Origin of the sequence: Mycobacterium sp. (genome assembly GCF_025933915.1) — a bacterium.
Classification (GTDB): domain Bacteria; phylum Actinomycetota; class Actinomycetes; order Mycobacteriales; family Mycobacteriaceae; genus Mycobacterium.
Map to the genome: position 1 here is coordinate 1 of NZ_JAICZA010000119.1, position 14,686 is coordinate 14,686.

Annotated in this window: 6 protein-coding genes and 1 pseudogene; 1 reads left to right on the top strand and 6 read right to left on the bottom strand. The window is 68.3% G+C overall.

The window, feature by feature from the left end:
- From Q0W90_RS17675 to Q0W90_RS17700, 6 genes and pseudogenes are all read right to left on the bottom strand, one after another.
- Window positions 1–534 (bottom strand): annotated as a pseudogene (locus Q0W90_RS17675) (cytochrome P450); the annotation flags it as partial.
- Window positions 535–628: 94 nt separating this feature from the next.
- Window positions 629–2,023 (bottom strand): dipeptidase, encoded by a 1,395-nt coding sequence (locus tag Q0W90_RS17680; RefSeq protein ID WP_297775483.1) that lies wholly within the window; start codon window positions 2,021–2,023, stop codon window positions 629–631.
- Complete coding sequence (locus tag Q0W90_RS17685; RefSeq protein ID WP_297592487.1) at window positions 2,020–2,412, bottom strand: holo-ACP synthase; 393 nt, start codon at window positions 2,410–2,412, stop codon at window positions 2,020–2,022. The genes Q0W90_RS17680 and Q0W90_RS17685 overlap by 4 nt, the downstream gene beginning before the upstream one ends.
- A gap of 25 nt (window positions 2,413–2,437) precedes the next feature.
- Window positions 2,438–11,707 carry a type I polyketide synthase gene (locus tag Q0W90_RS17690; RefSeq protein ID WP_297775486.1) on the bottom strand — a complete coding sequence of 3,090 codons (9,270 nt, stop codon included), beginning with the start codon at window positions 11,705–11,707 and terminating at the stop codon, window positions 2,438–2,440.
- A gap of 551 nt (window positions 11,708–12,258) precedes the next feature.
- Window positions 12,259–12,981 (bottom strand): DUF1906 domain-containing protein, encoded by a 723-nt coding sequence (locus Q0W90_RS17695; RefSeq protein ID WP_297592483.1) that lies wholly within the window; start codon window positions 12,979–12,981, stop codon window positions 12,259–12,261.
- Window positions 12,982–13,041: 60 nt separating this feature from the next.
- Window positions 13,042–13,935, bottom strand: coding sequence for a MerR family transcriptional regulator (locus Q0W90_RS17700; RefSeq protein ID WP_297699366.1), 894 nt, complete (start codon window positions 13,933–13,935; stop codon window positions 13,042–13,044).
- Between the two features lie 40 nt (window positions 13,936–13,975).
- On the opposite strand from Q0W90_RS17700, the gene Q0W90_RS17705 reads away from it, so the two are divergent.
- The coding region (locus tag Q0W90_RS17705; RefSeq protein ID WP_297775488.1) for an aromatic ring-hydroxylating dioxygenase subunit alpha at window positions 13,976–14,686 on the top strand (711 nt) is incomplete at its 3' end.

Consider the following 14,686-nt stretch of genomic DNA (forward strand, 5'->3'; position numbering starts at 1 on the left):
GAGCTGCCACTTCTTCAGCGGAACGCCCATGATCGCCAGTGTCAGGACGGCGGGCACGACGTTCGCGAGATCGTCGACGAAGTCGATCCGCCCGACTTCGATCTTCTCGTCGATGCTCGCCCGCACGATCTCGTCGACAAACGGCTTCCAGCGCTTGATGGCTGCCGGGGACATGTAGGGGTTGAGGATGCTGCGGTAGGCGGAGTGCTCGGGTTCATCCATCTCGAGCATGCCGCCCCGGACGCCGGTGCCCTGTGGCAGCGTGGGAATGGTGATGCCCTTATAGCCGGTGCCTTCGCCGGTGACGTCGTGGTCGTTGGACACGTGCGGGCATCGCGCAAGCTCGAAGACCTCCCGGCTGCCCGCGGCCACCCAATGCCCGTCGTAGGTGTCGGTCCACGCCATCGGGCACCTGGCATGCATCTCCTCGGTGATCTCGGTGAACCGCTCGCGGTACTCCGGGGTGTGGCGATCGAAGTGGTAACGGTTGGTCTTGGTTCGCGTGGTGCCGGTCAGGGTGTCTTCCGTACTCACGGTGGCGTCTCCTGCGGACGAGTGGCTGCGGATAGAAGCAGTATGCCGCGAGACTGTCGGTCTCGTTGAGCATTCCGGCGGTCGAGTTTTCCCCTCAGGCCAGGTTGGCCAGCAGCAGCGCCTCGCTGATCGCCGCCCGTTCCAGCACCCCCAGGTGCAGGCTCTCGTTGATGCTGTGCGCCTGGGTCCCGGGATCCTCCACACCGGTGACGAGGATCTTCGCCCGCGGGAAGGCGGCGGCGAATTCGGCGATGAACGGGATGGAGCCGCCCATGCCCATGTCGATGGGCTCGGCGTCCCACGCCTGCCGGAACGCCGCCCGCGCCGCGTCGTAAACGTCGCCGCTGGCCTCGATGGCGTAGGGCTCTCCGATGTCGCCGCGGGTGACGCTGACGTGCGCGCCCCACGGGACGTGGTTTTGCAGGTGGGCGGCCAGCGCGTCCAGGTGTGCCGCGGCGTCGCCGCCGGGGGCGACGCGCATGCTGATCTTGGCTCGCGCCCGCGGGATCAGCGTGTTGGACGCCTTCTCGATGGGCGTGGTGTCGATGCCGATCACCGTGAGGGCGGGTTTGGCCCACAGCCGCTGCGGGACGGAGCCCGAGCCGATCTCGGACACGCCGTCGAGCAGACCGGTGTCGGTGCGCGCCCGCTCGGGCGGGTAGTCAGGGTAGTTCAGCGCGGCGATGTCGGTTTCGTGCAGGCCCTCGACGGCCACGTCGCCGTCGTCGTCGTGCAGGCTGGCCAGCAACCGCACCAGAACGGCGAGCGCGTCGGGCACCACCCCGCCCCAGATGCCGGAGTGCAGCCCGTGGTCGAGCGTGGCGACCTCGACCACGCAATCGACCAGGCCGCGCAGCGACACCGTCAGGGCGGGTGTGTCGGTGCTCCAGTTGTCCGAGTCGGCGATGACGATGACGTCGGCGGCCAGCGTGTCGCGATGGGCGGCAAGCAATTTGCCGAGCGAGGGCGAACCGGATTCCTCCTCGCCTTCGACGAAGACGGTCACGCCCACCGGCGGCTGACCGCCGTGCGCCCGAAACGCCGCCAAATGTGTTGCGATTCCGGCCTTGTCGTCGGCGCTGCCGCGACCGTAGAGCCGTCCGTCGCGTTCGGTGGGCTCGAACGGTGGCGACACCCATTGGCTGCGATCGCCCTCGGGCTGCACATCGTGGTGGGCGTACAGCAGCACGGTGGGTGCGCCGGGCGGCGCGGGATGGCGGGCGATGACCGCGGGTGCTCCCCCCTCGCTGACGATCTGCACGTCGCCGAAACCCGCCTGCGACAACAGATCCGCCACCGCCTGGGCGCTACGGTGCACCTCGGACCGCCGCCCGGTGTCGGCCCACACCGATTCGATGCGCACCAGGTCTTCCAGGTCCCGCCGCACCGACGGCAACACCTCGCGGACGCGCGCTTCTATTGCGCGAGCAGACGCAGAGTCACATGAATAGTCGCCTCCGCGTGTGATTCTGTGTCTGCTCGCGCTCAAGGAGTCTCCAGGATGGCCACCGCGGCGGCCGTGTCCCCCTCATGCGTCAGCGACACGTGAATTGTCACGTCGGCCAGATGTTTGGCGATGTCGCCGCTCAGCCGGACCCGGGGCCGCCCCCACATGTCGGTGACCACCTCGATGTCGCGGTGGATGTCCTCGGGCAGCACGGGCCGCTGCGCGAACCGCGATCCCGACCAGGCCTTGATCACGGCCTCCTTGGCGGCCCAGCGGGCCGCGAGGTGGCGCGCCGCCGACGAACTCTTGTCCGACGCGTCGCGGCGCTCACCCGGGGTGAACGTCTCGGCGAAGACGGTTCCCGGCTGGTCGACCTGCTCGGCGAAATCAGGAATGGAGACGAGATCGATCCCCACACCGACAATTCCCATGGGACGCCAGGCTAACGGATGGCCGTCATCCGGCGGAGACCTGGTAGGCGTCGCCGTCACCCAGCCGCGAGGTCGGGTCGAGCAGCATCGCCGCCTCCTGACGCTTCTCCGGCGTGTCATGGTCGAAACGACGGTCCGGTGGCCGCTCGTACATCGGCGCGCCGCCGGCAATGGCCGATGCCAGTCGCCGCTGACCGGTCAGCAGCCGGGCGTCCGCGCGTCGCTGGTAGTCCGCACGCTGCGCCGGGTCGAGCGCGGCGATGAACGCCTGCGGGTGCACCAGCGCGACCAGGCCCGAAACATGGCCGAAGCCAAGGCTGGTCACCAGCCCGGCCTTGAGCGGGAACTTGTCACCGAGCCGCAGGGTCTCGCGCACCCAGACGAAGTGGGCGGAGCCGGACAATTCGTCGTCGACGCAATCCAGGCTGCGGTTGGGCGGGATCACCCCGTCGCGCAGCATCTGGCACAGGCCCATCATCTGGAAGACCGCCGCGCCGCCCTTGGCGTGCCCGGTGAGGCTCTTCTGCGACACCACGAACAACGGAGCACCGTCGGAGCGCCCCAGCGAATCGGCAAGCCGCTCATGCAGTTCGGTCTCGTTGGGATCGTTGGCCAGGGTCGATGTGTCGTGCTTGGAGATCACCGCGATGTCGTCGGCGCCGACGCCCAGCTTGCCGAGCGAGCGTGCCAGCTGCGATTCCTTGCCGCCGCGCGCGGCGCCCAGCGCGCCCAGCCCAGGGGCCGGGATCGAGGTGTGCACGCCGTCGGCGAACGACTGCGCGTACGCCACCACCGCCAACACGGGCAGGCCCATCTTGAGCGCCAGGTCGCCCCGCGCGAGCAGGATGGTGCCGCCGCCCTGCGCCTCGAGGAATCCGAGCCGGCGCCGGTCGTTGGGCCTGGAGAACTTCGAGTCGTGGATTCCCCGGCCCCGCATCATGCCGGTATCGGCGGTGGCGGCCATGTCACCGAAGCCGATGATGGCTTCCAGCGTCAGGTCGTCGAAGCCGCCGGCGACCACGAGCTCGGCCTTGCCGAGGCGAATCTTGTCGGCGCCCTCTTCGACCGACACCGCCGCGGTCGCGCATGCACCGACCGGGTGGATCATCGCGCCGTAGCTACCGACATAGCTCTGAATAACATGCGCGGCAACGACATTCGGCAGAACTTCCTGCAGGATGTCGTTCGGCTTGTTCCGGCCAAGCAGGTTGCCGTGATACATCGTCTGCATCGACGTCATGCCGCCCATGCCGGTGCCCTGCGTGCTGGCCACCAGGCCCGGGTGCACCCATCGCATCAACTCGGTCGGGGTGAATCCCGACGACAGGAACGCGTCGACGGTCGCGACGATGTTCCACAGCGCCACCCGGTCGGTCGAGCTGGCCATGTCCTGGCTGATGCCGAACACGGTCGGATCGAATCCGGTGGGGATCTGCGCGCCGACGGTTCGCGACAGCTTGGTCTTGCGCGGCACCCGGATCTCGGTGCCGGCCTTGCGGATGACCTGCCAGTCACTGGAGTCCGGCACCGGCCGGATGACCGTGTGCTCGGGGTCGAACTCGACGAAGGCGCGAGCGTCGGCCTCCGACGACACCACGAAGGCGAAGTCCTTGTCCAGGAACACCGAGACCAGCAGCGGCGACGCATGATCGGGGTCGATCGCGCCGTCGTCGACGAACTCGCGGATGCCCACCCGCTCGACCACGATGTCGTGGTAGCGCTCGACCAACTCGGACTCGTCGACCAAGTCGCCGGATTCGGTGTCGTACCAACCGGGTTGGGGATCGTCTTCCCAGCGGATCAAGCCGGTGGTCCACGCCAGCTCCAGGACGCCCGCCGCCGACAGCTCGTTGTCGACCTCCATCTCGAATCGGGTGCGCGACGAGCCGTACGGTCCGAGCTCCGCACCACCGACGATCACCACCAGATCGGCCGGATCGACGTCGAGGTCCGCCCATTCCGGGGGCGGTGCCGGGCTGAAACCGCGCGGCGGGGACGGCAGCGCGGCGATGTTGCCCTCGGCCTCGAGGGATTCGAGGTCGTCGTCCTCACTCGAGGTGGCGTGCTCGCGGGCCTTGGCGGCCAACTCGGCCATGTCGAGGTTGGCCTCAGCCAGCCCGCCGGTCAGGTCCGCCTTGATCGGCGCGCCGGCGGCGGCCACCTTGGACTCGACGTCGCACAGGGCCAGCAACATTGCCGCCATCTCGTCCGTCGAGTAGGTGGTGACACCGGCCTCCTCGACCGCGTCGACGATGGCGTCGTTATGGCCCATCAGCCCGGTGCCGCGGGTCCAGCCGATCAGCGCGTGCGCCAGGCTGACCCTTGTCGCCCAGGAGGATTCGGCGTGCCAACGGCTCACCAGCGCGTCCAGCGCCGACTTGGCCTCACCGTAGGCGCCGTCACCGCCGAACATTCCGCGGTTGGGTGAACCGGGCAGCACGACGTGCAGCCGCGACGCGATGTCGCGCTCGGCGCCTATCTTCGACAGGCCGCCGATCAATCGCTGCACCGCCCACAGCAGGACCTTCATCTCCATCTCGGAGCGGGAGCCGGCCTCCGACAGGTCGCCGACAACACGCGGCGCGGCGAACGGGAACAGCAGCGTCGGGGTCTGCGCGTCCTTGATGTGAATCGACTGCGGCCCAAGGCTTTCGGATTGCTCGGTGCCGACCCACTCGACCAGTGCGTCGATGTCGGAGTAGGACGCCATGTTGGCCGCGACCACCCACAGCGCCGCGCCGTAACGCGCATGGTCGCGATACAGGCCCCGATAGAACGCCAGCCGCTCATCGTCGAGCTTCGACGTCGTGGCGATGACCGTGGCGCCACCGTCGAGCAGTCGCGCGACGACCGAGGCCGCGATCGAACCCTTGGAGGCGCCCGTCACCACGGCGACTTCGTTGCGGTAGGGGCCCGGATCCGGATTCTCGGCGCCGGCCGCGATCCGGCCGAACAACGACGCGTGGATCTGACGGCCCGCGGACAGGGCCTTGCCCTGCCACCAGGTGGCCTGGGTGGCCACGACATGGCCTGCGCCCTCGAACCTTTCGGACAGGCCCACCCACCGGGCGTCGATGTCGCCCTCGTCGGTCAGCCACAGCTTGACCAGGTCTTCGCGGGCGCTGGCCCACCGGTCGTCGAACAGCACGGCCTTCTTCGGCTCGAACACCGGCGCGACCAGACGCGGCCAGTCCGCGCCGAGTTCGGCCGTCACCAGGTCGATCAACTCGGCATCGTTGGCCGCCGGCGAGGCGCTGACCGGGTCGTCGAGGCCCAGCTGGTTCAGCACCAAGCGGGCGGCCGAGGCCAGCACACCGTCGCGGCCGGTGATCTGGTCGGTGAATTCGCCCAGCGCGGCCGCGTCGATGGTCGCACCGCCGCCGCCACCGCCCGACGACGGCAGCGCCACCGCGACGCCACGGCGCGCGGCAACGGAAGCGACCGCGGCATCGACGGCCTTGTCGACGGCGGCGGCGTCGGCCAATGCACCCTCGTGCAGATGACCCATGGCGCCGCCACGGACACTGGTGCCCTCGCGGGTTCCCAGGGCGACCTCGACCGTGACGTGCTTGGCCCAACCCTCGCCCAGCTCCCAGGTCTTCTTGACCCGCTCGGCGATGGCGGCTGGCCGTTTACCCGACGGCCCCAGCACCGTGCGCAGCTGGTCGTTGATCGCGTCGGAAAGCACTGGGCCGTAGGGCTTGTAGGTGCGGGCCAGCTTGGTCACCTGGGCGCGCAGCCCGGCCAGGTCGGCTTCCGCGGCGCCGTCGATGGCGCCGAGGTTCAACTCCGAACCCAGGTCCACCAGCAGCTGGTTGCGCCGCGATGAGGCACCGTCGGTGATGGACTCGATGGAATCCAGCTCCTCGATCTGGTCGATGCGCATCTTGGCGGACAGCGCGATCAACGCCAAAGTCGCGTCGGCGGCGTCGAATCCGATGTCGTCGGGTCGCGGAGCACCGGTCGGAGCCGTGGCGGGCGCCGCGGCGACGGCCGGTGCGACATCGGGCGTGAGTGCACCGTCCGATGAGGCCGGAACGGCCGAATCGGAATCCAGCTCGTCCTCGACCTCCGGCTCCGGATCGGTGTCGGTCGCGAACAGCACCGCGGCGTCGCGCTCGGCGTTGAGCACTTCGACTGTGCTGTGCGCATATTCGGGCAGCTTGAGGGTGTTGGTGGCCAGCCCCGCCACGGTCGGCGCGGACTTCACACCGATCTCGACGAATCGCTCTACACCCAGGCCGCCGGCGGCCTCCTCGGTGAACAGCAGGTCCTGGGTCTCTATCCAGCGCACCGGGCTGGCGAACTGCCACGCCAGCAGCTCGATCAACACGATGCGCGCCATCTCGATGCGGCGCTCGGCGAGCCAGGTGTCGTAGTCGGCGAGGATCGGGTCGAGCGGCTCGGCCGGCACCAGGTCGCGGATCTCCTGGATGAAGTCGCGGTCCAGGGTGAACGGGCGGGGCACCAGGTTGGGGATGTAGCGCCCGATGATGACGTCGGGATCCTTGTCGCGCGGCATGACTCGGTCGAGCGAGCGCCGGAACTCCGCCACGCCCACTCGCAACACCCGCGAGTGGAAGGGCACGTCGATGCCCGGCACCAGGATGAACGAGCGCTTGCCGCCGGTGATCTCGCGACGGCGCTCCACCTCGGCTTCGAGCGCCTCGAGGCCACGAACCGTGCCGGCGATCGCATACTGCGACCCGCGCAGGTTGAAGTTCACGATCTCAAGAAATTCGCCGGTATCCGCCGCAATCTCGGCGACGAACCCCGGGACCTCGTCATCCGGGAGGTCGATCTGCGACGGCCGGATCGCCGCCAGCCGGTAGTTGGACCGGCCCAGCTCGTCGCGCGGCACGATGTCATGCATCTTCGATCCGCGGTGAAACACCGTCTCCAGCAACGCTTCCAGCTCGTAGATACCCGTCACGCAGGCCAGCGCGGTGTACTCGCCGACGGAGTGGCCGCAAGCGATCGCCCCTTCGACGAAGGCGCCCTGCTCGCGCATCTCGGCGACCTGCGCCGCCGCCACGGTGGCCATCGCGACCTGGGTGAACTGCGTCAGGTACAGCACGCCCTCGGGATGGTTGTACGGCACGCCGCTGGCGATGATGCTGGTCGGGTTGTCGCGCACCACGTGCAGCACCGAGAAGCCCAGCGTGTCGCGGGTGAACCTGTCCGCCTTGTCCCACACCTTGCGGGCGGCCTTGGACCGGGCCCGGACGTCCATGCCCATGCCCTTGTGCTGAATACCCTGGCCGGGGAACGCATAGACGGTGTGCGGGGCGGCCAGGCGCGCCGTCGCCGACATCACCAGGTCCGACCCGATACGGGCAGCGACTTCCAAAACCTCCGCGCCCTGGTCGATTCCGACACGATCGACGCGGAACGCGACCTCGTCGCCGGGACGCACCATGCCCAGGAAGCGGGCGGTCCAGCCGATCAGCCGCGCCGGCGGGCGAGCCTGACCGTCGGTGGCGGTCGCCGCGTGCTGGGCGGCGGCCGACAGCCACATGCCGTGCACGATGGGCGATTCCAGGCCGGCCAGCAGGGCAGCCGCGCGATCGGTGTGGATGGGATTGTGATCACCGGACACCACCGCGAACGGGCGCATGTCGACGGGTGCGGTGATCGCGACGTCGCGGCGGCGCCGGCGCGGGGTGTCGGTCGCGTTCTCCGAGACCGCGCCGCCGGCGCGCGCCGGGTCGGTCAGTTCGGCCGCCCCGGTGCGTCCAAGGATGGCAAAACGCTCGTCCATGGTGGCGATCACCCGACCGTCGGCGCCGGCAACGCTGACCGAGACGGGGACGACGCGCCCCATGTCGGTGTCGGCGGCGGCCAAAGCCGTTGCGGTGATGGTCAATTGAGCGGGGTCTTTCGGCAACGCGCCGACCATGTGCGCGGCGTGGTCGAGGTGAACGAGGCTCAGCAGGCCCTCCACGACCGGAATGCCGGTGTCGGTGACCGCCGAACCGATTGCCGAAAAGACCGCGGGCCAGCACGGGCCGACCAGGGCGTCAGGCACGGTGGTGAGGCTGGGCGCCAACGGCTCCCCGAAGGTGGCCGTGACTCCAGTGTGGTCGGCGACGCGCTCGGGGTCCCAGTCCACCGTGAGGGTGGCCGTTCCGTCGGTGACCGGGGGCATGAACTCCGGTCCGTCGACGCCGGCGGCGATCGCCAGCACCGCACGCATGGCCGTGGCGGCGTCGTCGGTGGAGACTACCGGCGTGGCGCCGTCAACGGTGTTGGGGGGCAAGGTGAATGGGATCTCGATCCAGACTCCCGACACCGGGACGCTGAGAACGACACGGTCGTCGTCGACCTGGAGCCGCGCCCCGGTGGACGAATGTGTGGCGCGGCGGCTTTCGGGTCCGTCTTGCACCAGCCACTCGGAGGGGTCGGCGATCCGATGGACCGGGTTGATCGCGGTGCGGCCGGCCCACTGTACGTCGGGGGCGTCCAGCACCACGGCCAGCGGTCCGGTCACATCGGCGCGGCCGGTCCGGCGCGACGTGACGGCCGTCGGCTCCATTCCGGCAGCGAGCGCCTCGTCGACGGCCGCCTGCTCGAAGCGGTCCAGCAGTTCACCGACGGGTTCGTCCATTCGGGTGATCCCGGCCACGGCCGCGGTACCGGGAATGATGCACACCTGGTCGGCGTCGTAGCGGGCGTCGTGGGCCTGCCACAGCGAGTCACTTCGCCACCAGCGCCGCACGTCCTTGTCGATGACCGGCACGAAGTTGACCGGCTTGCCCAGCGTCTTGCACAGGGTGACGAAGAACGGGACGTCGGCCGGGTGCAGTTGGACGGTCTCGGCGTCCGGGTAGCGGTCCAACAGCAGATCGATTGCCGCGCCGGGGTTCTCCAGCAGCCCTTCGTCGTTGTAGAGGGTCTCGATGGGACCGAAATCCTGTGGGTGCAAACGCGCTTCGGCCCGCTGCAGCATCTGCTGGAAACGGTCGCGCCAGGTGTCGGCCAGCCACGCGCTGCCCGGTGAGGCGGTGTCGGCGGTCGAGTCGCCGTCGCCGATCGCCAGCTCGACGTAGCGCCGCAGCCACTGCAGGTAGGTCATCTCGCCGGCATCGCCGAAGTACGGCTTGGCGGTGGTGGCCATCGCCGCGATGATCTCGTCGCGGCGTTCGGCGACGGCGTCGGCGTCACCGGCGACCTCGTCGAGAAGCCGGCCGCACCGCGAGGCGCTGTTGTCGATCTCGTGGATGTCCGCACCGAGCTGGCTGCGGCTGGACGCCATGCCGCCGGAGGCTTTCCCGGCGCCGATCCACTGGTCGGTGCCCTGGGTTTCCACCAGCATCCGCTTGACCGACGGCGACGTGGTGGACTCCTTGGCCGCCATCGCCGCGGTGCCGACCAGGATGCCGTCGATCGGCATCAGCGGGAAGCCGTAGGCCTGAGCCCAGCGCCCGGACAGGTATTCGGCCGCTCGCTCGGGCGTGCCGATACCACCGCCGACGCACACGGTGATGTTGGAGCGCGACCGCAATTCCGAGTAGGTCGCCAGCAGCAGGTCGTCGAGGTCTTCCCACGAGTGGTGGCCACCGGCGCGGCCGCCCTCGATGTGCGCGATCACCGGCTTGGTGGACACCTCGGTGGCGATGCGGATGACCGAGCGGATCTGCTCGACGGTGCCGGGCTTGAAGACGACGTGGCTGATGCCGACGTCGCCCAGCTCCTCGATCAGCTCGACGGCTTCCTCCAGGTCGGGGATGCCGGCGCTGATCACCAGACCGTCGATTGCCGCGCCGGACTGACGCGCCTTTTGCACCAACCGCTTTCCGCCCACCTGCAGCTTCCACAGATAGGGGTCGAGGAACAGCGCGTTGAATTGGTAGGTGCGACCGTCCTCGAGCAGCCCGGAGAGCTCCTCGACCCGGTCGGCGAAGATCTCCTCGGTGACCTGACCGCCACCGGCCAGCTCGGACCAGTGCCCGGCGTTGGCGGCGGCGGCGACGATCTTGGCGTCGACCGTCGTCGGGGTCATGCCCGCGAGCAGAATCGGCGAACGGCCGGTCAACCGGGTGAACTTCGTCGAGAGCTTGACTCTGCCGTCAGGCAGGCGAACCAGGGTCGGAGCGTAGCTCGACCAGGCCCGCGCCACCTCGGGGACGGCGCCGACGGTAAAGAGGTTGCGCTGACCGCCGCGGGTCGCGGCGGGCACGATGCCCACACCGAGGCCGCGGATCACCGGCGCGGTCAGTCGGGTCAGGATGTCGCCGGGGCCCAGGTCGAGAATCCACCGAGCTCCAGCGTCGTTGACGCGGGTGATCTCCTCCACCCAGTCGACCCGACGCACCAGAATGGATTCGGTCAGTTCCCGGGCCAGGGGGACATCCAGCCCGACCTTCTCGGCCCAGTTGCCGACGATGTCGATGCCGTCGGCCAACCGCGGCGTGTGGAACCCCACCTCGACTTGCACCGGGTCGAACACCGGCGAGAAAACGTCGCCGCCGCGGAGCTTGTTCTTGCGGTCGGCCTCCTCCTTCTCCGAGATCTGCTGGCAGTAGAGCTCGAAGCGGGACAACTGTTCCGGGGTGCCGGTGATGACGACCGAACGCCGGCCGTTGCGGATGGACAGCACGGGCGGCAGCACGGTGCGCACGTCCTGTGCGAACTCGTCGAGCAGCTGGCTGATGCGCTCGGGATCTGCATTGGTGATCGACAGCATCGGCGGGCGGTCGCCGAGCACGGAGATTCCCCGCCGACGGGCCACCAGCGTCCCGGCCGCGCCGATCAGCTGGGCCAACGCCAGCAGTTCGACGTCACGGGCGCCGCCGCCCTTGAGCGCCTCGACGGCGAGCACACCCTGGGAATGCCCGGCGACGGCCACCGGCGGTGTCGCGCTCAAGTCCATGCCTTGCCGCGCCAGCGCGCGCACGGCCGCGATCTGGGTGAGCAGGACACCCGGGATCGACACCGCGGCCGAGGTCAGGTGCTTATTCGAGGGGATCGGGTCCTCGGCGGCCAGCGCGCGGACCCACGACAGCGGCTCGAAGCCGATGGGACGCACCACGACCAGCTCTTTTGCGACCGGTTCGAGGAGCAGGTCCACCTCACCGGCCAGGGTTGCCAGATCCGATTCGATGCCGGCCGACGACACGAGTTCTTCGAGGGTCTCCAGCCAGGCGCTGCCCTGGCCACCGAATGCCACGGCGTAGGGCTCACCGGCCGTCAGGCGGTCGACGAGAGCATGGGTGTCCCCGGCGGCGTGCTTGCCCCCCTGCGGGCCGTGCCCGTCGCGATCAGCGGACACTCGGTCATGCTCGTGGATCGTCACCTTCTCTGTCTCCCCTGGTATGCGTCTTTACGTATCGGTTCGTCTGGGCGGTCACCACCAGAGGCTGGGCCTCGCCGGTGCCGGTCGATGCGGCGTGGTTCAGCGTCGAGCCACAGCCGGGAAACGGCTGGCCGGTGCGTTGTCGGCGGACCGCCCGGACGGTGCTGAGCGGCGCGACGGACTTCATCGGCTGTACTAAGAGTGTCATAAGATTCGGCCCTCGTTTGGCATGGTCATCGGTTACTGATGAGTTCTACGCATGGGTAACCGTGTCGTGGGTAACACGCGCTCTGACCGGCGGCGCGGACGCGATTCACAAACCTGCTGCATGCAGGTGGTTACGGTCGAGTAGCTATAACTGCGCAGATCAAAGCAGTTTTGTTACCGAATCGTTATATAAAAATTTTGGGCCGCGGAGCGCCGTCTCAGCGGCATCGGCGACACCGTCCGCCGAGCACGCGCGTCCGCCCGGCCCCAAAATGAGCGAACGAGTGTTTGCTGGACTTTCTAAGAGTCCGAGTCCCGGTCGGGCCGCGCGGCGATGTGGGTGGCTATGCCCACTGTCCGAATTGGGGTTTGAGGATTTCGTTGATGTCCACTCCGACCCCACCGACGCTGCGTTTGTCGATTTCAACCTGGTGCAGGTTGGCGGCGGGATGGGCGTACCCCTTCGGTGAGCCCCAGTTGTGCTGCCAGAAATAAGAGCCCAAACCGTCGTGCAGTGCCCAGTCGATGGTCTTCGAATTGGCGTACACGCCTGTGCGCTGATGACCGATCACCGACTCCCAGGACCGCAGGTACGGCACGATCTGGCTTTTGTACTGCTCATAGGAGGGATCGTCATCGATCGAGGCATAGATGGGCGCGGCGGCGGGCCCGCCGGCCGCCGCGTGGAGCTGCATTCCGCGCTGCGCGTGCTGCAGGCCGGCGTTGGCGCCGCCCAGCCAGTCCGCGGTGTTGCCCTTGCCGTACTGGTAGCAGGACACGATCTTGAGCCCGTTGCTGTGAAGGTCGCGCGCTTCGGCGACCTGGATCGGCTTGCCCAGCATCCACGTGCCGCCCGGCCGGCGATCCGATACATACCGGATCGACCCCACGGCGCCGGCGGCCCGGATCTGGCTGGCGGGAATGACTCCGGCCGCGTAGTCCAGCAGGGTGCCCAGCGACGCCGAGGCCGGGGCGGGGCGCAACGACACACCCGCGACGCCCAGACCCAACAGGGCCGACGCCGCGGTCGCGAATTTGAACAGGTCGCGCCGCGACACGGAGGACACAAGCCACAGGGTACGACAAAAACCTCATATGACACGTTGATCACACTGGTCACAGGTGTGTCACAGTGCCGCATCGTTCGTTTGGTCCGGCCGCGGTGCGGGCAGCACGATGACGCTCACCGCCTCCAAACCGCGGCGGGCGGTCTGACGGGCGATCTCCTCGAGGAAGTGTCCGGCCGCCGGGCTGATCGATCCCGCCCAGGCGCGAAATCCCTGCACGATCACGGGGTCGTGCTCCAACAGCGGTTGCACGCCGCGCAGCACGCTGACCACATCGCCGGGCAGGGGATCGGCCAGTTGCTGGTCGATCCAACCATGCGCAAGTTCTGTTGCAGCTGCTTGGTTTTCGCCTAGGGCAACCACGTCACCGGCGAGCTTGCGCAAGCGGTCGAAAAACACTCGGCGGCCCGGAGTCTCGGCGAGTTGCGCCAGCAGCGTGCTGGCCGCCGGCGGCAGGACCATCTGACCGAACAGTGGCGGAACCGGAAGCTCCCATGCATCGAACAGATCGGCATAGATCGCGGCGGCGGGCGCCGACAACGGGGCGCTGAGCCGCCCCATGACCCCGATGCTGTCGCGGTGCGTGGTGGCCAGCCTGCGCAAGATGAGTTCGTTGACGCCGTCGGCGCCACTGTCGGTGGCGGCGTCGATGGCCGCAATCAGGCTGTCCAGCCGGTCCCGCTGATGCACCAGCAACGCGCGGTGCTCGTCGAGTAGCTCGGCCAACGTGGTGTGGCCGCCATTGATCAACCGCTGAATGTCGTTGATGCTGACGCCAAGGCTTCGCATCAGGTCGATACGCAACAGATCGAGCACCTGCTCGACGTCGAACACCCGATAGCCGTTGGACAGGTGCTTGGCGCGCAGCAGACCGATTTTCTCGTAGTGGCGAATACGGCCGGAAGTGATCCCGGTCAGGGCCGTGACATCGCCGATCAGCAACTGCTCAGCCACTCCTTGACCTTACAACTGTCACAAGGTCTGTACTGGGCAGATGGACCGCGACCAGCTCATCGACCTGACCCGGCGTGCCGTGAAGTTGGCGCGCGACAAGGCAACCGACCTCGCACCGAGCGAGCACAGGGTCGACGCGAGTGACTACACGAGTCTCGAACGCCACCACGTCGACCGGGCCATGCTGCTGGCCAGCCCGCAATTGGTGGGCTACGTGTCCGAACTTCCCGCCCCCGGCGCGTATTGCACCAAGACGGTGATGGGTCGGTCCATCCTGTTGACCCGAACCTCTGACGGGTCGGTGAAGGCGTTCGACAACGTCTGCCTGCATCGCCAATCGCGGGTCGTCACGGGATGCGGCACCGCCAAGCGGTTCACCTGTCCCTACCACGCGTGGACCTACGACAACACCGGGCGGTTGGTCGGGCTGCCGGGGCGCGAGGGCTTCCCGGACGTGACGCTGCGCTCCGACGGGCTGACGGAACTGCCGGCCACCGAATACGCCGGATTCCTATGGGTGTCATTGGATCCCGGTGCGACGCTGGACGTGGCCGCGCACCTGGGCCCGCTCGCCGACGAACTCGATTCCTGGGGTATCGGGCGCTGGTCCCCGTTGGGCGAAAAGGTGCTCGACTCTCCGATCAACTGGAAGCTGGCGATCGACACATTCGCCGAGAACTACCATTTCGCCACCGTCCATCAGCAGACCTTCGCCACCCTCGCACGCAGCAACTGCACGGTGTTCGACTCC

Bases quoted from the DNA above. Each gene is read 5' to 3' on its own strand.
- Q0W90_RS17685 (WP_297592487.1), bottom strand. From the start codon at position 2,412: ATGGGAATTGTCGGTGTGGGGATCGATCTCGTCTCCATTCCTGATTTC.